Source organism: Eudoraea adriatica DSM 19308, assembly GCF_000382125.1.
Taxonomy (GTDB): Bacteria; Bacteroidota; Bacteroidia; order Flavobacteriales; family Flavobacteriaceae; genus Eudoraea; species Eudoraea adriatica.
Window position 1 is genome coordinate 56,129 of the sequence record NZ_KB907556.1, and the last position, 23,842, is coordinate 79,970.

The following is a 23,842-nucleotide window of genomic DNA, read 5'->3' on the forward strand; positions in this document are numbered from 1 at the left end:
TGGTGGTGGTCAAATATAGAAAGTTTAGAGGCGCGGAGTTAATATTTAGAACTTCTTTAACAACTTATAACACCTTATGTACATAAAGCTTCAATGTTTAAATAGTCTTTAATATCAAAACTGCTTTTTGGAGCATAAGGTTATTGGGATAGGTTATTAATTCGGACGCATCATTTCGCAAATGTATATGAAATGCCCTGATATCTTCAATAATATAATTTCCTTCAGACTCCATATCCTTATCCATTATTTTAATGCGATCGCCTATTTTAAAAGGAAAAGAGAAGTAAAGAATAATACCTGCCGTAACATTGCTTAAAATGGACCATTGGGCAAATATCGCAACTCCAATAACCGCAAAGACAGAGGAAAAAATAAGACCGAGTTCCCTGAAATTAACACCCCAAATAAATATAATTACTGCAAGCCCTATTGTACTAAGACCAAAGGAGACATACTTTATTATCAGCCTTGTACGTATAATATTGAGGTCGCTAACACCACCGACTTTACGAATTGTCTTCGATAAAATAAATTTTAAGACCAGCAACGTTATTATTGTAACTGCTGTTGCTAAAATTTCATTCTGATGGTTTGTAATAAATTCCTGCATAGATTTTATAACCCTAACTGTTCTCTTAAAAATATATCTTTATTTCCATTTTGTTGCCAATATGGAGCTTTAATGGTGTTGATTTTTGTTGCTTTAGAAGTCATTTTTTTGGCATTAACACCCCAGCCGCTTTTAAATTCATCCGTCCAGCTTTCTATGGCATGAGGAAAGGCTGTTCTGAAGTTTATGGTAAGTGTGCGGTCTAATTCTGGATATGTTAAGGAATAAGAGCTAATTCCATCCTTCTCTGCAATAGAAGCAATGGCTTTATGCGGCTTAATCCTTTTATGAGAGACTCGTATATATTCTAATGAAGGTATTATTTCCATTTCACCCAGGGGAAGCCCTTTGGGGTTAATTCGCAATTTGTTCCACAGCTCGTTTTCCAAAATGCTTTTTTCCATTGTGAATTTTTGATCGGCTTCACCTTCAAAATAAGAGTGTGATTCGTACTCAAAAACCTCCCTGTTGTTCAACTGTGAATAAACGTGCCCGCACCACTCCTGAATAGATGAGGATATCTTTATAGCGTGCTGATTGTCCTGAACCGGATAAAATGAACTACTCATTATAGAATACGGATAAATACCCGTAAGGTATTTTTTGGTGCTGTTTAATTTAAGAACAGGAATATTCTCGGGATTATTTCTATCTGCCTTAACCTGCTTATCGGCCAGGAATGGTTCCGTAACAAAAATTAAAACTGCATGTCCCTCTCTTAGTTCTCCATACCTTGCCTGTTCGAGCCTATAAGACGTAATCTCTGCTTCTCCCGCATACCAATACTCTTTAAACTCCGGTGAAAGTGGGGTTGGTCTTGCGGCTTCCTTGTTTTTTTTCAGGCTTTCAGCATCAATAACTGTGTTCACTTCTGAACTGGCTTTTAATTCGCAGGATATAAATAGGAAAGGTACAGATAGGATTAAAAAAGCAAAAAGTAGTTTGTTGAAAAGAAATCTCATAGCAATTTATTTTGGGTCAAAACTACTCAAAAACTATTGACTTGCTATAAGCATTAACGTTTTGTAAACTAATTGAGTAGGCAGTCCTACAACGTTGGTATACGAACCTCTGATTTCCTCGATCCCAATTAACCCTATCCAGTCCTGTATGCCATATCCCCCGGCTTTGTCAAAGGGTTTAGATTCCTTTATATAATGCCAAATCTCTTCATCCGTCAAATCCGTAAACTTTACTTGTGTACTGCTGTTTACGATTCTCTGATTGTTGGTGCGGGTGAAACAAACAGAAGTAATGACTTCATGCCAATCGCCGGACATGGATCTCAACATTAAATAGGCTTCATTGTCATCTGCGGGTTTTCCGAGAAACTTATTGTTGTGCCAAACAACGGTATCGGAAGTTATTAACAGCTCATTTGCCTTTAATTCTCCCAAAAAAGGCGCTGCTTTAAGTTTGGACAGGAAATCAGCAATTTCAGCTCCCTTTAAATGTTCCGGATAAATTTCCTCGACGGGTTTCAGGCGAACCTCATATTCCAGGCCAATTTTTTTTAAGAATTCCTGTCTCCGGGGAGAAGAGGAAGCAAGAATAACACGGTATTTTTTTACCTTTTCACTATGCATAGAACTAATCGTTGGCTGCACTAAAATTCGTATACCAATCGCCCCGTACTTTCAGGACCTGCTCTATAACATCTCTTACACATTCATCGCCACTATACCTGTGTGATATGTAATCGCATACCTCTTTGACTTCCTGCACTGCATCCTGCGGGCACGCTGCAATAGCAGCTAATTTCATAGCCGGAATATCCGGCAGATCATCACCCATATAAAGTACATTTTCAGGATCTATCTTGTATTTAGACAGATATTCTTTTAAAGGCGCTTCTTTCATAGATGCCCCAAGGTAAACATCTGTTACGCCAAGCCCTTTCAGTCTTATACTCACACCTTCATTTGTACCCCCTGATATTATGCAGACATTATATCCTTTCTGAAGTGCGGTTTTAAGGGCATATCCATCTTTTACGCTCATTTTACGGAGTAGTTCACCCTCTGATGTAATAAGAACATTCCCATCTGTAAATACACCATCTACATCAAAGACGAATGTTGTGATATCCTTTAAAAATTGTTTATAGTTTTTTTTCATGTGTTTTTCGGATTGAATTACTTAGAACAGAATAAATATCCCTGTAGTCCTTATTATTTAAAAGTGCTAAATGTTTTTTCATTGTGAGTTTGTCGTTACGAACGGCAGGTCCGGTCTGCGCATTTAAAATATTATCTTGCGTGGCTTTCTTGGCGGTTTCTAAAATCAGTGGATTTAATATTTTAAAAGGAACACCCGCTTCATCGCAAATCTCATTCCCTATATGATATAAATGATTTGTAAAGTTATTTACAAATACAGCTGCAAGATGTACTGATTTTCGCTGTTCAGAAGTCATTGTTTGTACCTGATCGGAAATAGTATTTGCAAGCTCTCTTAGTAGCTCATAGTCTTCACTACTTTCCGCCTCAATACAAATTGGAACTTCAGAAAAGTCAATTCTGCGCTCTTTACTGATAGTTTGTAAAGGATAAAAAACACCTCTTCTCACCGAATCAGCTAGTACAGATAAGGGCATTGATCCCGAGGTATGTACAACGAGTCCTGATTTATTAGTAAAATGCTGTGATACAGTATTTATAGAGTCATCATTTACAGCAATAATATAAATATCTGCATCGTAAATATGTTTAAAGTCCGTTGAAGTTTCCGGACAATTAGCAAAGGGAGTTAATTTCTTTTTATTTCGCCCTATGACCTGTATTATTTTTATACCATTTTTGTTGCCCATAGCTTCATAAAACTGCTGTGCAACATTTCCTGTGCCAATAAGTACTATTGAAAGCATGTTCAAAAGTACAATAATTATAAGGTTAAGTTCACTTTAAAAATTAACAATATTGATCGACTTTTTAAGACCACATGGACAATTGTAAATCATAAAAAGGCCTTACTTTTGCTTCCGGCATTTAAATTTAACTACGAGCATGAAAGAGTTGTTAAAAAAATTTTTCTTTTCTACCCGTTTAATGGCGGTCCTTTTCATTGTTTTTGCTACAGCCATGGCCTTTGGTACATTCATAGAGAGTTGGTATAGTACGGAAACTGCAAGAATCTGGATATACAATACTACCTGGTTTGAGTTAATCATGGTTTTTTTTGTAATCAATTTTGTTGGTAATATTTTTCGCTATCGCTTGTTGCGCAAAGAAAAATGGCCGGTTTTTATCCTCCATATCTCATGGATCCTAATCATTATAGGTGCCTTTGTTACGAGATACATTAGTTTCGAAGGGATGATGCCAATCCGGGAAGGGCGAACTGAGAATGTTTTCTTTTCAGATAAAACCTTTTTTACCGCATTTATTGATGGGGAAATAGATGGGGAACCCAAACGAAAGATTCTGGAAGACGATCTTATCGTAACCCCCGAAGCCATTAAGTCTAACTTGCCATGGACCTCAGATTTTAACGGACAAGAAGTTACAATTGCCTATGATGGTTTTATTAAAGGAGCCAAGAAAGCTTTAATTCCGGATAATAACGGAAGTTATTATTTGAAAATTGTTGAAGCCGGAGATGGGAACAGGCATGAACATTATCTCGAAAGTGGAAAAATAGCAAATATCCATAATATACTGTTTTCATTGAACAAGGAAACGGAAGGCGCGGTAAACATAACTGCAACAGATAGTGTATATCAAATGAAATCGCCTTTCGAAGGGAGTTTTATGAGAATGGCAGATCGGTTTAAGGGCATAGTTATTAAAGACAGTTTGCAGCAATTGCAGTTGCGATCCCTTTACAACATGGGCGGGATGCAGTTTGTTATACCGGAACCACTTGTTCAAGGTTCTTACGGGGTTGTAGCTGTTCCCGAAAATGAAGTTACGCAAGCTGCACAAGACGCTTTGGTCCTTAAAATAAGCAGTAAGGGTGAAACGGTTACCACGAAGGTTTTAGGAGGCAGGGGCTTCAGCAATTTTACGGATAAAATAAATGTGGGCGGGCTGGATTTCAGTCTTCGGTACGGCTCAAAAGTTTATGAATTGCCTTTTAGTATTAAGTTAAACGATTTTATTGCTGAGAAATACCCAGGAACTGAGAAAAGCTATGCTTCTTTTATGAGCAAAGTTACAGTGGAGGATGAAAGGCCCTTTGATTACGATATTTTCATGAATAATATTCTGGATCATAAAGGATATCGGTTTTTCCAGGCAAGTTTTGACCAGGATGAACGCGGAACTATTCTCTCTGTAAATCATGATTTCTGGGGCACCTGGATAACTTATGCGGGGTACTTTTTATTGTATATAGGTTTAATGGGGATTATGTTCTTTGGTAAAACCAGATTTAAGGAATTGACAGGGACCCTTGATAAATTAAAAAAGCAAAAAGCGGTAACTTCTGTGATAATGCTATTTGGGGTTTTAAGCTTAAATGCTCAGGATGCAACTCATATCCATCAAAACAATCCCACTGAACAGCAGCTCGATTCGCTTTTGAGGACTTCCACAGTTTCCAGGGAACATGCGGCAAAATTTGGGGAACTGGTAATACAGGACGGTGGGGGCCGAATGAAACCTTTAAATACGTTTTCTTCAGAATTACTTAGAAAACTAAGTTTTAAGGATAGCTACAAAGATTTGAATGCCGATCAGGTATTTTTATCCATGATGTTAAATCCAGCCCTTTGGTACAATACAGAATTTATAGCCCTCGACAAAAAAGGCCTAAACGATAGCCTCCGCAATATATTAGCTGTAGATGGATCTCCGCGATATGTAAAAGCTACAGATTTTTTTGATTCTAAAGGGGCTTACAAACTGGCTCCGTATTTACAGGATGCTTATGCCACGAGTACTCCAAACAAATTTCAACAGGATTATAAAGATGTGGATTTACGCCTAGGGCTATTAAACAGGGCACTCAGTGGGGAAATCATCAAAATATTCCCTTTATTAAATGATGAGAACAACAAATGGGTCTCAGCTGTGGAATTTAGAACGGGTCAATACACGGTATCGGACTCACTATATGCTAATTTCATCAAAAATGCAGTTCCGTATTATTTACATTCCCTGCAAAGGGCAATTGCAAGTAATGACTATTCCGAAGCAGATAAACTATTGGCTGCATTTCATCAGAATCAGGAAAACCATGGTAGCGAGGTACTTCCCGCTAAGAACAGGGTAAAGGCAGAAATTATTTATAACAAGCTCGATATTTTTAATCGCCTTTATAAATATTATGCACTGGTTGGTATCCTCATGTTCTTCGTCCTTGTCTTTGCGATTTTTAAGGAAAGAAGGATATGGAAGATTGCGACCTACTTTTTTAAGGGAATAATTTATATATTTTTTATTTGGCATACATCAGGGCTAATAATGCGCTGGTATATTTCCGGCCATGCCCCCTGGAGTGATGCCTATGAAAGCATTCTTTATGTATCATGGGCCACCATGGGAATGGGCTTGCTTTTAGGACGAAAGAGTAATATGACCATTGCGGCTTCGGCATTTGTTACTGCTATGTTATTGTGGATTGCACATCAAAGCTGGGTAGACCCTTCCATAGCAAATCTAGTCCCGGTTTTAGATAGTTATTGGCTGATGATCCACGTTGCAGTTATTGTGGGCAGTTACGGACCACTTACCGTTGGGATGATTCTTGGACTTGTTTCACTTTTGTTGATCACCCTTACCAACTCCGGAAATAAGGAGCGAATGGAATTAAACCTCAAAGAACTCACAATAATTAATGAACTCTCTATTACGGTTGGACTCATTATGCTTACCATAGGAAACTTTCTGGGTGGGCAATGGGCAAATGAAAGCTGGGGACGTTATTGGGGCTGGGATCCCAAAGAAACATGGGCCCTTATTTCAATTATGGTTTATGCCTTCGTAATACATACCAGGTTGGTACCGGGCTTACGGGGCAGATGGACCTTTAATTTTTTGACTGTGCTGGCTTTTGGGAGTATTATGATGACCTATTTCGGGGTTAATTTCTATTTGGTTGGCCTGCATAGTTATGCCAGCGGATCGCAGGTAATAACCCCTACCTTTGTTTGGTATACATTATTTGGAGTGTTACTCCTGGGAGGAATCAGCTATTGGCGCTATAGATTGAATTATGTTAAATAATTCAATGCCATAATTACAACGGCTTATCGCATTGCCACACATGCCGGGCAATGGGTTTTGCTGATGGCAATTGTCCTAATTGGAGGACTATAACAGTTTTATTATTTTTAATACTTTTATTTAACTACCGCATCAAGTATTGAACTATGGCTAAGTTTAAGCTCAAATGGAATTCTGATAAGATTGTATCCCTCTCGGCAATGAGTATAAGTGTATTGACCCTTATAATTTTTATCTATCAGACCAACTTAATGAGCAAGCAGAATTATCTGTCTATTTTGCCCTATGTTCAAATATCCACCTCAGAGGATAAAGCTAAAAACACTTTTTCCCTGGATATTAAAAACCATGGTGTTGGCCCCGCTATCATTGAATCTGTTATCATTTATTATAAGGGTGAAAAGCACGACCTTAGGGAATACGATAATTATTTATACAATTACCTCAAATCTGAAATGCCGGTTTTAGATAGTGTTACTTTTTTTTCTTCCTCTACCCTGGACAGGGGGATAGCCATTCCTGCAAATTCTAATTATAACGTGTTTAAGGTATTGGAATCTGAAAGGGACTATGATTTGTTAACAAAAAGCATTGGGGAACTATTAAGGAATGGATTGCGCTATGAAATAACCTATCGGTCCATACAAGACGAACGCTGGATTATTCACAGTAATTCTGAAGGCCCGCAAAAGTTAGATTAATACTTTAATTCCTTTCAAGACCCATAGCAGAAGTCTGGTAAACAAGCCTCCCTCCGCTATTGATATCATTTTTCTACTTCGAAAAATAATTGCATCTTTGTCTCATCATGAAGTAATAGAAATTATGTTAGTCATAGATGTTATCGGGATAATTGCCGAAAAATAGTCTCCAGCCATGGAAGACTAAATGACATTTTTTTCTTCAATTAATATAATTTCTATAAAATGACACTTCAGAATAAAATTACATTCAAAAAGCTTTTCAGCTATTTTATTATAGCCATTACGGGTAAAGAAACCGAATTTACTACAGGTAGTATCCGTAAGGCAATTTTTATGCTTTCTATTCCCATGATCCTCGAGATGATGATGGAATCTATTTTTGCCATTGTGGATATTGCCTATGTATCCAGGGTAAGTGTAAATGCAGTAGCCACTATTGGGCTTACAGAATCTGTTATTACCCTTGTATATGCAATTGCCATTGGGCTCAGTATGGCAGCTACAGCTGTCGTAGCTAGAAGGGTAGGTGAGAAAGACCTTAAAGGTGCCAGGGAAGCCGCTATGCAGGCTATTTTGTTTGGTATAGCTGTAGCGCTATCTATAGGGGTGATTGGTTTTCTTTATTCAAAGGAAATACTGGCGCTAATGGGTGGTCAACCCGATTTGATAGCCGAGGGTTATGGCTATACTAAATTACTTATTGGGGGCAATATCACAATAGTCTTACTTTTTTTAATAAATGCAATATTCAGGGGCGCAGGTGATGCATCCGTGGCCATGTGGACCCTGGTTCTTTCAAACGGACTTAATATTATCCTGGACCCAATCTTTATTTTTGGTTGGGGCCCTGTTCCGGAGTTTGGTGTTATGGGGGCAGCTATTGCTACAAATATTGGCAGGGGTACAGCGGTGATTTTCCAATTGGGAATCCTATTTTTTGGTTGGAGCAGGATTAAATTGACCGTTAGTGATATTGTATTGAGAATAGGGGTAATGCTCAACCTAATTAAGGTTTCTTTGGGAGGGATTGCTCAATTTTTAATAGGCACTTCGAGCTGGGTCTTCTTAATGCGGCTTATGTCCGAATTTGGCAGTGAAGTGTTGGCAGGCTATACCATTGCCATCAGGGTTATGATGTTTACCTTCATGCCCGCCTGGGGTATGAGTAATGCGGCAGCTACACTTGTTGGTCAGAATCTGGGGGCAAAGCAGCCGGAAAGAGCGGAGAAATCGGTTTGGATTACCGGTAAATATAACGCCTTTTTTATGCTGGCTGTTTCTTTGGTCTACCTCTTCTTTGCAACAGAGATAATCGGCCTTTTCACAGACACCGCCAGTGTCATTACAAATGGTGCACTTTGCCTGCAGGTTGTTGCCGCCGGATATATTTTTTACGCCTACGGCATGGTTGTCTCCCAGGCATTTAATGGAGCAGGAGACACAAGAACCCCGACCAAAATTAATTTTATTGCCTTTTGGCTGTTTCAACTGCCCTTTGCTTATCTCGCTGCCATGACTTTTGAATTAGGTGCTCTGGGTGTATTTCTGGCCATAACGCTGGCAGAAGTAATGCTGTCTTTGATAGCTATAATCTGGTTTAGAAAAGGCTATTGGAAAAAAGTTCAGGTATAGGCTATTTTTGTAACTTTAAGCGCTAATAGAATTCGTATGAAACATAATAATAAGGGGATTAATACAATTTGTACCCATGTTGGAGAATTAAAGGATAAGGAGTTCAAAGGGGCCGTTTCGCCTTTATATATGAGCACCTCCTATGCCTTTGAAGATGTTGATGTAAAAAGGTATCCCAGGTATTTCAATACCCCCAACCAAAAGGCCTTATCCCAAAAAATAGCGGCTCTGGAGCATGCAGAGGAGGCTATGATATTTGGAAGTGGAATGGCTGCAATAAGTACGGCACTTTTTGCTTTTTTAAAGGCCGGGGATCATGTTGTACTTCAAAATATGTTATATGGAGGCACACAGAATTTGGTTACAAAACAATTTGAAAAGTTTGGGATATCCTACTCATTTACAAACGGGTTGAGACCAGCAGATTTTGAAGCCAAAATCAACAAAAACACAAAGGTTATTTATATTGAAACACCTTCAAACCCTTTATTAACAATCACGGATCTTGCCGCTATCGCGGAAATCGCCAAAAGGCACAACCTGGTCTCAATGATCGATAACACCTTTGCGAGTCCGGTAAATCAAAACCCAATTGACTTTGGTATTGACGTGGTTATCCACAGTGCTACAAAATACATGGGCGGTCATTCCGATATTTGTGCCGGTGCTGTTGCCTCCTCCAAAGCAAACATGGAACGAATATTTCAGCTGGCAATAAACCTTGGCGGCAGTCTCAGCGATTATACGGTTTGGTTATTGGAGCGTAGCATAAAGACCATGGGCATACGTGTTAAATGTCAAAATGAAAATGCACTGCGGCTTGCGGAGTATTTGGAATCAAATGAAAATATTAAGCAGGTCAATTATCCCGGCCTGCCTTCCCATCCGGATCATGCTTTGGCCAAATCGCAGATGCTTGGCTTTGGGGGGATGCTTTCCTTTGAACTTAAGGATTCGATTGATGCCACTAAATTTCGCAAGGCACTTAAACTTATTAAATCTTCCATGAGTCTGGCCGGTGTAGAAAGTACTGTGCTGTCGCCAACTCAGACTTCCCATTCATTGCTATCTGAAGAAGATCGGGCAAAGCAGGGAATAGCAGATGGATTAATACGCTTTTCCATAGGCATAGAAGAACCTGAAGATCTCATACAGGATATTGAACAGGCTTTGGAACAGCTTAAAGCAAAGCAGCCGGTATTAAATAATCAATAAATTACCAGATAAAGACCAAATGAAGTTAGATATTTTAGTTTTTGGAGCTCATCCTGATGATGCTGAATTAGGAGCAGGGGCAACCATAGCAAAAGCCGTTGCAAATGGCAAAAAAGTAGGGATTATTGATTTGACCAGGGGCGAATTAGGTACCCGTGGCACACCACAAATAAGGGATAAGGAGGCCGAAAAAGCGGCAAAGATATTAGGGATAACCGTAAGGGAGAACCTGGAATTTGCCGACGGTTTTTTTACGAATGACAAAGACCATCAGTTGGCGGTAATTGAGCTGATACGAAAATACCAGCCGGATATAGTTCTATGCAATGCAATAGAAGACAGGCACATTGACCATGCCAAAGGAAGTAAACTGGTCAGCGATGCTTGTTTTTTGAGCGGACTCCTGAAGATAGATTCAAAGTTAGCAGGTGATGACCAATGGCAGTTACCCTGGCGTCCAAAACAAGTGTATCATTATATTCAATGGAAGAATCTGGAACCAGATTTTGTAGTAGATGTAACGGGATTTGTCGATAAAAAAATGGAGGCCATATCTGCTTATTCCTCTCAATTTTATGATCCGGACAGCAAAGAACCCAATACACCAATAAGCAGTAAAAATTTTACGGATAGTATTGAATACAGGGCCAGAGATTTAGGACGTTTGGTTGGTGTGGAATTCGCGGAAGGTTTTACTGCCGAACGTCATATAGGGGTTAAAAATCTTTGGGATATATTTTAAACGGCTTTGCTATAACTTTTCTCTCTTTTAGGGAGAGTGAAAAAGAAAGAACTGCCCTTTCGAAGCGTACTTTCCACCCAAATACTGCCACCATTCTTTTCTACCATTTCTTTACATAGGGATAGCCCAAGACCGGTACCTTTTTCGTTATTGGTACCATAGGTAGTGATGTTTGAATTCTTCTCAAATAAATTCTTAAGGGTAATTTTATCCATGCCAACTCCCGTATCTCTGATAGAGACTTCCCATAATTTATCGCGTTCACGGGCCGATATTGTTATCATCCCGTTTTGCGGAGTAAATTTAAGTGCATTACTGATTAGGTTCCTGACCACAATATCAATTTGATTACTATCAGACCATGTGAGCGTATTTTCAGCGAGTTCACTGATAATTTTAATGGACTTCTTTTTGGCAATTTCAGACAGTAATTTAATATTTTCAGAAACCAGCGATTCCAGAGCCATAATAGTGGGCTTTGTTACTGCACCATTCATCTGGGTATGTCCCCAGCTAAGCAGGTTGTTTAAGGTAAATGAGATGTGATCCACATCTTCCCTTAATTTAGGAACAAATTCTATAAATTCCTCAGGCTCCATATCGCCATCAGAATAAAGCCTCAATAGTTCCTGAAGTGCGCCAACCGGGCCCCGAAGGTCATGTCCTATTATAGAAAATAGCTTGGTTTTTGTTTCATTACTGGCTTCCAATTCAGATTCTCGTTTTTCCAGCACCTCTTTTTTATGTTCTAACTCTTTATTGAGTCGCTTCTGGATTTTCTCTGCCCTATATACCAAAACTGTAATCACCATAAAAACCATTAATATGGCCATGGCAGCGGTGATATACCGCTGTTGCTTCGCAAGTGCTTTGTCATTTTCTTCTATGAGCAATTGCTTTTGCTGATCATATTCCGTCTTCGTCTTTAACATGGTTAAACTCTTCTTGTTTTCATTTCTGGATAATGTATCAGAAAGTTTTTGATAGAGTTCGTGAAAATTTAAAGCCTCTGTATAGTTCTTTTTATTTTTATTAATGCTGTAAAGCGTGTAAGCACATTTTTGGGTTCCTTCCATGAACCCGATTCTGTCTGATATTTCATAGGCCCTAAGCGCAAAATTTTCTGAAATACTGTCCTTACCTTGTCCCAAATATGCCTCAGCCATTCCGTTAAATAGGTCAATTTTACCGCGGTCGTCATCCAGTTCTTTATGCAGCAACTCGCTCTGGTTGTACCAATAAAGCGCCCATTTATACTTATTTTCTTTTAAATATATTTTGCCTTTAATTTCATAGGTAAATGCAAGCCAATCTAAAATTTTATGTTTTTCAAAAATGGCAAGGCTTTTGTTTATATTAAACATGGCATAGTCCAGTTTACCCATATCGGCATAGGTTGAAGCCAGATTACCCAAAGTTTCTGCAATAATTACTTCATCGCCCAGCTCCCCGTTGATTTTCTTTACCTTTTTATAAAAATCCAGTGATTGTTCAAAATCCTTTTGTGAGGCATATAAATTGGCAATATTTTCATTCATTATGGACAACATATTCTTATCGCCAACTTCTTCTGCAATTTCGATAGCATTGAGGTATCCGGTCAGGGCATGCGCATAATCTCCTTTATATGCATTTTCCGAAGCCAGGTTGTTCATAATTCTCAGGCTCAAATTTTTATTCCCCATTTCCCGGGCAATTTCAAGACTTGCTGTATAATTGGAAATGGCATTATCTGCATCGCCTTTATCAGAATAGTAATCGCCAAGGCATAATCTTGCTCTGCTTTCACCTTCTTTGTAACCGGCATCTTTACTTAGCTTCAGGGCTTCATTGGAAAGAAGAAAAAGACTGTCTGAATTATAGTATCTGAGATGGTAACCTAAATTGCTTAACAGGTCTATATAAAGCGTATCCTTTGGGGAAAAGTTTTTTTGGGATCTAAGTTGCCTTATGCTGTCTTTATAGATTTTATGAATTTCCTGCTGTGCGTTAACATTTGCACTAATGCATACTATTAGTATAGCAAAAGCAACTTGTTTAATGACATTTGTACAATGTGTGCGGACGAAATTCAATATTGAGGGCTTAGGTTTGCTACCATTTCTAAAATTAAAATTACGCCCCTAGTGGAAGACGTTCTAATTTATGTTGTGAAACGCCATTTTTTGTGTGTTTTATCCTGTATTCCTTGCATTTCAACGGAAATTTCCGGATCATCATGGTTTTTAATAAGATTTAGGCCAATGTAAATAAAGCCTTAATCTGTAATTACATGCCAAAAATATAAGGAGTTTAGCTTGAAACAATGCGTAAAAAAAATTACCTTTGCCAGCGCTTACAAATGGTGGTTGTAGCTCAGCTGGTTAGAGCGCTGGATTGTGGTTCCAGAGGTCGCCGGTTCGAACCCGGTCTTCCACCCTTATTAATTTTATAAAGCCCTGTCAATCCAGACAGGGCTTATTATTTGAATTTGCTTTGGGATGTATAAAAATTAATATTTAATTTCTAATTCACCCCCAAATCTAATAGCTATTTGGATGGGATATTATCTACCTTAATACGGGTTTCCCGGTTAGCTATTTCCCATGCAGTATAAAAAATAAGGCGTGCTCGGTCCTCCAGTAAATCATAATTTATTTTATCCGGGGTATCTCCCGGTCTGTGATAATCTTCATGTGTTCCACTGAAATAGAAAATGATGGGAATATTATTTTTTACAAAATTATAGTGGTCGCTCCTGTAATAAAAACGATTGGGGTCATTTTCATCGTTATAGGTATAATCGAGTTCCAACTGTGAATATTTGCTGTTAATCCCTTCTGAAAGCTTATGGAGCTCGGAACTTAATTTATCAGAACCTATCAGATAAACGTAATTCCTATTTCCTTCATGTTTGGGGTCAATACGTCCTATCATGTCTATATTAAGGTTGGCAACAGTTTGTGATAGTGGAAATACCGGGTCATTATCGGTATAGTATTTTGATCCCAGCAATCCCTTTTCTTCACCGGTAACATGCAGGAAAACTACAGATCTTTTAGGCCTGTTTCCCATTTCCGCAGCTTGTTTAAAAGCTTCAGCAATCTCAAGCATGGCTACGGTACCGGAACCATCGTCATCTGCACCATTATTAATGTCACCATTGTCATTAACACCAATATGATCTAAATGGGAAGAGATGACAACAAACTCATCCGGCTTTTCAAAACCACGAATAACGGCAACAACATTTTCAGAAGAAACCACCTCATTGTTACTCTTAACTTCAAAAGAGACAGGCAGTGGAATAATTCCGGAGGCCTGGGTTTCCATAATGGCAGGAAAAATACTTTTAATCATGGTTTCACTAAGAAGGACCAATGAAGCATTTTCTCCTTCAACCTTAATTTCCAGTTTGGCTTTTTCGCTCTCTTTTAAGTAGTCAAAGTATCTCTTGTACCGATCGTAATTATCCGGATCATAATAAAGCATCCCTTTCGCTCCCTTACTTCTGGCAAGCTGCAGTCTGGCGCCGGGAGCTTCAGACCTGTCACTCCAAACAGAATTTTTGGAACTTCCCGAAATTACAAAGGTCCCATCTCCGTTTACCGGTTCTCCTGCTTTTACTAATATTAGTTTACCCGATACATCCAGGCCTTCATAGTCGGAGTAAGCTTTATCTTCTATTCCATAGCCAACATAAATAATTTCATCAAAGTTTCCTTCAATGGGGGTAAATGTTAAAAAGTCGGATCCTAACTTATAGGAAGTCTCTCCCGCCTTTATTGAGCCTTCAGGAACCCTGGGAAATTCTAGTGGAACCTCCTGAAAATAATTGCCATCCTCTTTTGCCGCCGGGATTTCCATGGCCTGATAATTTGATTTGAGATAGTCCACTGCCTTTTTTTGTCCGGGTTTCCCTGTTTCTCTGCCTTCAAATTCATCCGAGGCATAGATATATAAATGTTCTTTAAGTTCTTTTTCAGTAATTGTTGCTGCATAGACCTGCGGATCAGCCGTGACCTCCGTAGTTGTTGAAACAGCCAGTTCTGCAACCGTCTTCTGTGAAGAGTTACAGGCAAATAGAAGCCCTGAGGCAATAAATAGTATTTTTTTCATAAAATGACTTTGCTGCGCTTTGGAAAATTTCCCAAAAATAGTGAAAAGAAAATGAATTAATAGGTTGTAATATGTAAGCTAATAGGATGATTCTCTATACCAGAATTGCTGTTTTAGCCTAACTCAAATTAGCCACATAGTTAGCTTTTATTATTAGTTCTGTTATCAAATTAAAAAATAATATTAATACATTTACGCTATAAATATTACATAATAATAATTGTAAATAATAATAAAAAATCAGTTATGAAATTACCTCAATCCAAATATCTATTTGTAATTGGTGCTTTTTTGGGTGGAGCACTATTTAATGTTTATTCGCAGGAGCAGTCTCTGGGGGCTATGGTTTCCAATAAAGTGGGTTTGTATGTTTTTCCGGCAAAGGACCAGAGTGCATCGCAACAGGCAGATGATGAATCTTATTGCTATAAGTGGGGTGTTGAGCAAAGTGGGATAGATCCTTTAAATCCTCCACAGGTTCAGGCACAGCAAGTTGACATGGGACCCGATGGTGCTGCAGTTGGCGGAGCAGCAAGAGGGGCATTGGCAGGAGTTGCAATTGGTGCAATTGCAGGTGATGCCGGGAAGGGTGCTGCCATTGGTGCTGTAGCGGGAGGCCTGGGAGGTCGAAGAGCAAGCAAAGTAGGTCGTTCGCAACAACAACAAGCAAATAATCAGGCTGCAGTTCAGGCCGAAGCCGATATGATGAATAGCTTCAAAAAAGCATATAGTGCATGCCTGCAGGGTAAGGGCTATACCGTAAACTAAAACCAATTCTCCTAATTATAAATCGAATCTTATGAAGACCAATTCAATAAAACACTATTGCAGCGCATTCTTTTTGTTATTGTCAATTGCTTTTTCTTTCGGACAAAATTTAGAAGAGAACCTGAACTTATTGCTAGTAAGGGAAGATAAGGTTGCTCCTGACCTGGCTGATGAGTATGAAATGTCTCTGGCAGATCTTAGAGATTATCTTACCGAAAACCAGATAAAGGGGTTTAACTATTTTACACACATAAAGGATGACTTTCAATTCACGCATATTTTACCTTTAAATAGTCTGGATGAACTGAACGAGGGAACCCGGAAGGCTTTGATTAAAAAGGTCAACAAACCCGAGATGGAGCTTATCATGGATTATTTTGACCTCTCGCTGGATTCCTATATCCAATATGTTGTGCAGTATAAACCTGAATTGTCTTATGTCCCTTCATCACAACAATGGGATGAAGGTAATACCTACCGGAAATGGCACTATTATCAATTCTACCCCGGATCAGAGGATAAAGTAGAGGAAATTTTTGCTGCCTACAAAAATTTATATAAAACGAAGAATGTAGAAATGGGCTTTAGAGTATTTGCCGGATTTATAGGAATTGAACGCCCGACTTATATTTTGACAACCTGGGCGAATTCTCCTCTGGATTATCATCAGGACCTGGAAAAAGCCTCAACTATTTTAGGTGATGACGGTGCATTATTATGGTCTAAACTAATGGAAATGGTTAAAGAAGCTAAAATTACAGAGGGTTGGTATCTGCCTCAGTACTCCTATGCACCCGATACAAAGCTTGCGGAATAAAAGTTCTTAAAGATACTGCAGTAATCGGGTATTTGCCCACCAAAAAAAAATGCCAGGGTTTAACCTGGCATTTTTATTTACTATTGGAGTATGTTTTTTTCTTATTTGGTTACCGGGATAGGAAATTTCTTCATCAACTTTTTTACCCCTTTGGGTATCGTTTTCTCCCTTTTTTTAGGATTATCATTTATAGTTTTGCGTGAGATTCCCTCCCAAACTAATTTTTTTGATTCTCCATCATAGACGTCAACTACAAAAGTGCCTACATCATAAACATTTTCTGAATACGTTGTAGTAGCTGAACCCATACCCATGCCATAACCCCATCCTCTGCCATAGCCATAACCCCATCCACCGCCATATCCCATGCCGCCATGATAATTCGTATATGCTGTCTGACTGGTTTTTTGATCTATTGCCATAAATAAGGTTACAATCATATCGCCTCCCTGCTCAACATACTGAAGATTCCTGCTACTGAATTCCTTTCCGAAACTGTCTAATATTCGTTTTTTATCCAAATCGTTAATCAGCTGGTCGCTATTATCCTGCCAGCCCTCAAAACTATATGTTTTGTATTTGGTAAAATCTACCGTTTTGTCATAATCACTGGTTACCTGGGCAAAAAGATGGCCTGTTGACAGCAAAGCTATTAAAAGAAAAGCGAAGGATTTAATTAATTTATTCATGGCAAATGTTTTATTTGTTACTATTTTCTTCTGAGATATTCTGTAGTCCTTTAGATCTTTCGCAAAGGATGAACCTACCTTACAAATATAGTACATATGGGCTAAAAACGTGTTCTTGTTTTAATAAACTAAAAAAAGGGTTAATCAGGCACTAAAACACGTACTAATTACGATTACACCTTGGAGTATAATTATTTTTATAGGTCTGTTTTGAAGAGATGAACATCTAATTGTGGATAAGCAATTTTAATATTTGCTTTTTCGAATCTGTTGTGGATATCCTGATAAATTTCACTTTTAATAGATAGACCCCTTTCAACATATTTGGTCACGACCCATAGTTCAAAATTGAGGACGCTGTCGCCGAAGCCTCTGAACAGCACAACGGGAATACTGCTTTTCAACAAAGAATCATGACTTTTACCTGTCTCCATTAAGGTATTTATTACTAAAGAAATATCTGACCCATACGCAACCCCTACAGGCAAAATTAATTTCCTCTGTCTATTGCTTAAAGTCCAGTTAGTGACATTTTTATAAACCAGTTCAGAATTAGGCACGACAAGATCACTCTGTTCATAAGTCATTAATCGTGTAGATCGCAGTCCAATCTGTTTAACTGTTGACCAGGGTACATCCTGTGTCTCAACAATGTCTCCTTCGCGGATAGGTCTTTCAAAAAGTAAGATAAGTCCGCTGACAAAGTTGTTAACCAATCCCTGAAGGCCAAAACCAATACCAACACTCAGGGCACTCAAAATAATAGTGAAATTGGTAAGATCGAAACCTAAAACGGAAATAGCTGCCAAGAAACCTATGAACATAATCAAATAATGTGCAAGCTGCGCTATGGAAAGTCGGGTTCCTTTATCTAAAGTCTTTTCGTCCAGGGTCTCATTCATCATAAACCGACTAAAAAGGGAAGAAGCGATATATGAACCATAAAGTACACATATGGATGCAATTAACAATTGCAGCGTTACTCTGGTATCACCAACCTTAAATCCCAAAGCCATAAAATTGTTATTTGCCTCCTGCAAATTACTGTAAAACCCCCAGGTTACTAATAATTGAGGAAGAATATAATAAGCTATTGTAAGAAAGGTTATAAACCATGTTAACCGATTAACACCTGAGGAGATATTTTCTGAAGATAAATATTTTTGTTTGGAATTATAGTACACAAGAAGCCATTTTAAGGCACCGTGGAATATGAATAAGTAAACACCATAAAGGGTTAGTTGAATTGCTGTGCGAATAAAAGAATCGAATAAATATAGTGCCAAAACTTCTTTGCCACTAATTTCTGCCAAAAATACGATGCCAAAATAAAGGGCTCCGATAAGCAGGAGGAAGGTCCAGAATTTAGAAATATTTTCTTTCCTGCGTTTTCTAAGCCATATGACACAAAGCAGGATCAGGACTAGAGAAATAATAGTTATGTATATTCTAATGAGCGGTGTAGGTAAATTTATAACAAAAAAGAAGTCATTAAGCAATACTAACAGCACCAATAAATATACAAACTGTTTCTCCCAGGACTTAAGCTCATCTTTTAAAAGATAACAAAAAGACACCCCTATAATTATAGCAACAAACAGCTCCTCTATGGCTTGCATTGCATCAAATTTTATTAGTATGAAGGTGGTGGTTACGCTGAGAAATAATGCAGAAGCAAAAGCCTTATTGGCAAGGAATTTATATTCAGTGTCACTCCCGATGGCCTCATTGCTTTTCTTCATCACCAAATAAACCGTTATAAATAAGAATATTCCTAAAAGAATTCCCCAGAAATATGCAGCTCCATGAAACTTGTTTGTGTATGAAAGTTCAATGAAACCTTTCCTGGTATTTTCCCATAGTTCGGGTTTAAATTTATCTCTGAATTCTGAAGAGAACATTGAGTCAGACTGATCCAGAATAACCAGCTCCTTATTTTGCCGACTAAAGCTCTCAAATTCGTCGAGCAGAATCTCAATTTTCGGTTGAATTTTATAACTGCTTTCCTGTAGTATTAACAATTGATCTAATTTTGGAACCAGACTTTTAAGAGCCGTATCTATAGCTGTATTTGAATTCTCAAAAGTTTTTTTAATTTGTTGCGGTGTGTTTTTAGTTACCAGGGAATCTTCCCATAACAACCAGTTTTCCTGCTCATTCAGCCACATTTTTCTTTGACCTTCAATTTTTGAAATCTCTTGGGCCAAAGGGCTATTGGTTTCTTTAAAACTTTGAATAACTGCCTGAAGCTCAAGGTTAAATGTTTTAATGGAATTAAAGCTTGGTGGACCTGAAGTCTGCAGCTCATTTAAAGTAATTTGCAGGGAGTCTAAATTTGCATTGATTGTTTTGAGTGAACTAACCAGGGCATTTTTATTTATGGTATCAGACAATAGTTTTTGAGTGCGCAGTAATCTTACTTCAATGTCCGAAGCCAAAGGAATTATTTCTGAAATTTCAGGCACCGGAATAACCTGGTCTTGTGTTTTTTTTTCTGTATTGCTTGTCTTTTTATCATCCTGACTATAAGTGTGGTTGAGAGGACTTAGAAAAACCCCAATAAGGAGGAATAGGAAGATAATTTTATTTACTTGTACTGGCCCTATATATTCAGAGGCATACTGAGGTGTATGGTACATATAATACATACTTTTATAGATTAACGAAAATACTATTTATTTGTCAGCTAAGGCTGATCTTTTAATTCACTGGCCATTATTTCCGGGAAATGCTTAATTTTCCTCATTATTTATCATTGCTAAAAACCACTTGATTACAAGTCTATATGATCAACTATTTTATGTCCAATAAAAATAGGTATTCAATTCCTTTTTGGTTGCACTTTGTACTTTTGGCTTTACTTTTTGCTGCATGTAATGGCATTGAAAAGAAGGAATATGTGAACATTGAAGAAGGATTCCAGAATGCGACATTTGTTGGCTCAGCATCCTGCATAGAATGCCACCGGGCAGAATATGATTCATGGCAGAATTCGCATCATGACCAGGCAATGAAAATTGCAGATTCTACTACTATTATAGCCAATTTTAATAATACCACATTTACGAATAAGGGAGTTAAAAGTTCTTTTTTTAGGCGAGACGGGGATTATTATGTAAATACACAGGGAGAAGACGGTACTTACAAGGATTACAAGATAATCTATACTTTCGGATATACGCCATTACAACAATATATAGTGCAGTTCCCTAATGGAGAATACAATTGCCTGTTAACTGCATGGGATACACTGGAAGGAAAGTGGTTTCATCTGCAACCAGATCTCGATATTAAACATGATGAGTGGATTAATTGGACAGGGGGCAGCCAGCGCTGGAATACCATGTGTGCAGATTGCCATTCTACCAACCTGCAAAAAAATTATGATGAGACTAAGGGAGTCTTCAACACTACATTCAGCGAAATTAATGTTGCCTGTGAAGCTTGCCATGGCCCATCAAGCTCTCATGTATCTTATTACAAAGAACAGGAAGAAAATGAAGCAGGTGGCATTCTGCCTCCCGAATTATATATGGGCACTGCGGTCGCACCCAAAGAACTAGTAGATAAATGTGCCAGATGCCATTCCAGGAGGGGTAACCTAACACCCTATTTTGATTATACGGGTAATTTCACGGATCACTATTTTCCGAGGATGCTGGAAGAACCCTTATATGAACCGGATGGTCAGATACGGGATGAGGTTTATGTCTATGGCTCTTTTCTTCAAAGTAAAATGTATGGGCTGGGGGTTTCCTGTAAAGATTGTCATGACGTGCATTCCCTTAAATTAAAAAAAGAAGGCAATGACTTATGTTTAACCTGCCACGTACCCGATACATATAACAGTCCAGAACACCATTACCATAAAATGAATACAGAAGCTGCCCTTTGTATAAATTGTCATATGGACGGCAAATTGTACATGGTTAATGATTACAGAAGAGATCATAGTTTTAGAATTCCCAGGCCCGATCAATCTGCACAATATAACACCCCCAATGCCTGTAATAAATGTCATTCGGATAAATCAGCTGAATGGGCCAGTGACTTCATAATAGATAAATATGGTCCGGAGCGGGCGGATCATTTTTCGGACCATTTGTTAAAAGGCTATTTTGAGGACCCCGAAGAATTTAAAAAGGTTTTTTCCAATAAAAATTACCCGGAGATAGCCAGGGCCACTGCTGTAGGGCTCTATGTAAACACGCCTATTTCATCTGAAGAAATGCTGGATTTAACCAGATATTTGAATGATTCATCAATATTCGTCAGAAACCAAACGGTGCGTGCCTTTGAGGAAATAGGACAGCCACAGTTGTCATCGTATATAACCCCCTTATTAAAAGATTCTGTTCGCGCAGTTCGCATATCAGCAGCACACTATTATAATGTAGTCGATAAGAGCCAGGTAGAACAATTGGAGGAATTTAAAAACGCTAACAGGGAATATGTGACGGAACTGGAAGTGAATTCAGATCTTCCTGCTGGTTTGCACCAATTGGGCGTTTATTACCAAAGTATTGGAGATGTTAAAAAGGCTCAGGAATATTACCTAAAAGCAGTAGAGGAAGACAACTATTTCAATATGTCTCGCATGAATCTGGCTTTGATCTATTATCAGCAGGGGTTAGTGGAAGAAAGTGAAGCCATCTACCAAAAAATTATTGAACAGGAACCAGATTATAGCTATACCTACTATATGTTAGGCCTGCTTTACTATGAAACCAACAGGACAGACAAAGCTTTGGAATATTTGGAAATAGCCTGTAACAAAGAGCCCCCCAATGAAAGCGCCTTTTACAATTATGCACTTATGCTCCAACAATTGAATAAAAATAATGAAGCCTTAACCGTATTGCGGAAGGCATTAATTACTTTTCCCGGTAATGAAAGAATGCTTTATGTAAAACTTTTAAGTGAAATTAATTTGAATGAGTTAAATGAAGCCTTGAATACTTGCAGAACTTTACTTCAAATAAATCCAAATAACACTAATTATATACAAATATTTCAAAGGTTGCAACAAGGTACTTTATGACAGCCTGAACTTTTGCTAAAATTCGAACTACCTAATTCTTCTTACGAATTAGTAAGCTTTTGGGTTTGATATAGTTTCGGGAGGATAAATACTAATTGAAATCGTAACTGCCCACTGGAGTTAAGTGCTTTCAGAAGTAAGCTAATTTCAAAAAAGTTATATTTTAAATCTGGATAATTTTTAAAATAACTATCTGTATTTTTAGTTAACGTTCCTTAATTTTAAATTTTACTGGTGTTTTGATTTGGCAAGACATAGGTATCCCAAAAAGATAATTAAAATGAGCACATCAGGCTACTTTTTGTGAAGTTTGATAGTGTATTCTTCTTCCAATCTCCAGAGCATTGGCAGTATGGATGCCAAAGAAGATCCAAAGTATTTCGGTTTTTTTGGTTTTGGCCTTAATCTTCTTCAAATGATAATGTTCTTTTTCTTTCCCAAAACTGCCTTCTAATCGAGTAGCCCTTTCTTTGGTAATCATTTTGGCTAATTGTATTTGTTGTTTTCTGTGTTTTGGCGGTTTCCCTTTAGGCTTAAAGTCGGTTTGTATTTTGTTGGAAGTAGCAAAAACCCTATTCTTGTTGGTTGCATAAATGGCGTTTGCTCCTACAGTTTTTACTTTTGTTTTTGTGAGTCCTTGTGTTTTATAAATCGTGTTTTTAAATTGGGTTCCCTCATTAAAATTATCAAAACTGATACGTTGGATAAAATTGATTCCATCTATTTGGAGTTTGTTGACTTTTGCACCAAATTCCACCGCTTTAATTTCTTTCCCTCTTACTATAGGACGAAGATGGTCCTTGTCGATACTTACGATTCTATTCTTTGGCTTTTCTGTCCTGGCAAACAGAAGTTGCTGCTGTCTGCTTATTTTTTTAATCGTTGATCTTCTTTTGTAATAACTAGAGGCCATCTCAAAATTATATTGCTTTTCTAAATGGTCTAATTCCTTGTTTATTTTTTTGAGCAAGTGCAATAATGACCTGGTTAGTGGTGTACGCCTTTTATTGGTCTTTCTTCGCATTTTACTATAACTGGTATAGCGTCTTTTCCATTTTAAATATTTGGTGCGTGGTAATTTTAACTTTAATGCTTTACAAATTATTTTCATTTGGACAAAACTCCAATGAACAGACTCCCAAAGCAACTTTTGGTCTGTTGGAAAACGAACCTCGCTCTCATAGCAGGTAGCATCTGTAAAAATACATTCTTGCTCTTTTATGTAAGTAGACCAATGGCTAAATAATGTTTTTTCAACCTTCTCTATATTTAAAATAGTAGATAGTTCACAGCGTATTTGACTCACGATTTTATAGTTCGTCAAACGATGGTGCCCTAAATGGATATCACAAAAAA

At 38.0% G+C, this 23,842-nt stretch carries 18 protein-coding genes and 1 tRNA gene; 9 read left to right on the forward strand and 10 right to left on the reverse strand.

The features are described 5' to 3' along the window. Positions 1-97: 97 nt before the first annotated feature. From G504_RS0117755 to G504_RS0117775, 5 genes are read right to left on the reverse strand one after another with little or no spacing between them, the layout of a single operon-like run. Positions 98-613, reverse strand: a complete 516-nt coding sequence (locus G504_RS0117755; protein WP_019671545.1) for a mechanosensitive ion channel domain-containing protein — start codon at positions 611-613, stop codon at positions 98-100. A gap of 5 nt (positions 614-618) precedes the next feature. Further along, positions 619-1,575, reverse strand: coding sequence for a hypothetical protein (locus tag G504_RS0117760; RefSeq protein WP_019671546.1), 957 nt, complete (start codon positions 1,573-1,575; stop codon positions 619-621). A gap of 33 nt (positions 1,576-1,608) precedes the next feature. Beyond that, a complete protein-coding gene (locus tag G504_RS0117765) occupies positions 1,609-2,199 on the reverse strand; it encodes a Maf family nucleotide pyrophosphatase (RefSeq protein ID WP_019671547.1) in 591 nt (196 codons plus the stop codon). A 4-nt stretch (positions 2,200-2,203) separates the two neighbouring features. Beyond that, a complete protein-coding gene (locus G504_RS0117770; protein WP_019671548.1) occupies positions 2,204-2,731 on the reverse strand; it encodes a KdsC family phosphatase in 528 nt (175 codons plus the stop codon). Continuing rightward, a complete protein-coding gene (locus G504_RS0117775; protein ID WP_019671549.1) occupies positions 2,715-3,479 on the reverse strand; it encodes a Rossmann-like and DUF2520 domain-containing protein in 765 nt (254 codons plus the stop codon). Before G504_RS0117775 ends, G504_RS0117770 begins: the two co-directional genes overlap by 17 nt. Positions 3,480-3,618: 139 nt before the next feature. Between G504_RS0117775 and ccsA the strand changes: the two genes are divergently transcribed. The 5 genes from ccsA (at position 3,619) to bshB1 (ending at position 11,073) form a co-directional block, all read left to right on the forward strand. Next, on the forward strand, positions 3,619-6,780 hold the full coding sequence (ccsA, locus tag G504_RS0117780; RefSeq protein WP_019671550.1) for a cytochrome c biogenesis protein: 3,162 nt from the start codon (positions 3,619-3,621) through the stop codon (positions 6,778-6,780). A 146-nt stretch (positions 6,781-6,926) separates the two neighbouring features. Beyond that, entirely contained in the window at positions 6,927-7,481 is a 555-nt protein-coding gene (locus G504_RS0117785; RefSeq protein WP_019671551.1) for an ACT domain-containing protein, read from the forward strand. 225 nt (positions 7,482-7,706) lie between these two features. Then, complete coding sequence (locus G504_RS0117790; protein ID WP_019671552.1) at positions 7,707-9,116, forward strand: MATE family efflux transporter; 1,410 nt, start codon at positions 7,707-7,709, stop codon at positions 9,114-9,116. A 36-nt stretch (positions 9,117-9,152) separates the two neighbouring features. Then, on the forward strand, positions 9,153-10,331 hold the full coding sequence (locus tag G504_RS0117795) for a trans-sulfuration enzyme family protein (RefSeq protein WP_019671553.1): 1,179 nt from the start codon (positions 9,153-9,155) through the stop codon (positions 10,329-10,331). Positions 10,332-10,350: 19 nt separating this feature from the next. Further along, positions 10,351-11,073, forward strand: a complete 723-nt coding sequence (gene bshB1 / locus G504_RS0117800; protein ID WP_019671554.1) for a bacillithiol biosynthesis deacetylase BshB1 — start codon at positions 10,351-10,353, stop codon at positions 11,071-11,073. Here the strand turns inward: bshB1 and G504_RS0117805 are convergent. Continuing rightward, a complete protein-coding gene (locus tag G504_RS0117805; RefSeq protein ID WP_019671555.1) occupies positions 11,070-13,148 on the reverse strand; it encodes a tetratricopeptide repeat-containing sensor histidine kinase in 2,079 nt (692 codons plus the stop codon). The two genes, bshB1 and G504_RS0117805, sit on opposite strands and share 4 nt — an antisense overlap. A 268-nt stretch (positions 13,149-13,416) precedes the next feature. On the opposite strand from G504_RS0117805, the gene G504_RS0117810 reads away from it, so the two are divergent. Next, positions 13,417-13,492: transfer RNA gene (locus G504_RS0117810), tRNA-His, on the forward strand. 110 nt (positions 13,493-13,602) lie between these two features. Here G504_RS0117810 and G504_RS0117815 read toward each other — a convergent pair. Continuing rightward, entirely contained in the window at positions 13,603-15,171 is a 1,569-nt protein-coding gene (locus tag G504_RS0117815) for a M28 family peptidase (RefSeq protein WP_019671556.1), read from the reverse strand. A gap of 246 nt (positions 15,172-15,417) precedes the next feature. Here G504_RS0117815 and G504_RS0117820 point away from each other — a divergent pair, with 246 nt between their 5' ends. Next, positions 15,418-15,939: a hypothetical protein gene (locus G504_RS0117820; RefSeq protein ID WP_019671557.1), complete on the forward strand. Its 522-nt coding sequence runs from the start codon at positions 15,418-15,420 to the stop codon at positions 15,937-15,939. 31 nt (positions 15,940-15,970) lie between these two features. Further along, positions 15,971-16,756 carry a hypothetical protein gene (locus G504_RS0117825; RefSeq protein ID WP_157473513.1) on the forward strand — a complete coding sequence of 262 codons (786 nt, stop codon included), beginning with the start codon at positions 15,971-15,973 and terminating at the stop codon, positions 16,754-16,756. 101 nt (positions 16,757-16,857) lie between these two features. Here G504_RS0117825 and G504_RS0117830 read toward each other — a convergent pair whose 3' ends face one another. Beyond that, positions 16,858-17,445, reverse strand: a complete 588-nt coding sequence (locus tag G504_RS0117830; protein WP_026348684.1) for a DUF4136 domain-containing protein — start codon at positions 17,443-17,445, stop codon at positions 16,858-16,860. A 197-nt stretch (positions 17,446-17,642) separates the two neighbouring features. Then, positions 17,643-20,084, reverse strand: coding sequence for a mechanosensitive ion channel family protein (locus tag G504_RS19365; protein WP_019671560.1), 2,442 nt, complete (start codon positions 20,082-20,084; stop codon positions 17,643-17,645). 146 nt (positions 20,085-20,230) lie between these two features. Here G504_RS19365 and G504_RS18975 point away from each other — a divergent pair, with 146 nt between their 5' ends. After that, positions 20,231-22,486: a tetratricopeptide repeat protein gene (locus tag G504_RS18975; RefSeq protein ID WP_019671561.1), complete on the forward strand. Its 2,256-nt coding sequence runs from the start codon at positions 20,231-20,233 to the stop codon at positions 22,484-22,486. Between the two features lie 289 nt (positions 22,487-22,775). Here G504_RS18975 and G504_RS0117845 read toward each other — a convergent pair. Continuing rightward, the coding region (locus G504_RS0117845) for a transposase (protein WP_026348685.1) at positions 22,776-23,842 on the reverse strand (1,067 nt) is incomplete at its 5' end.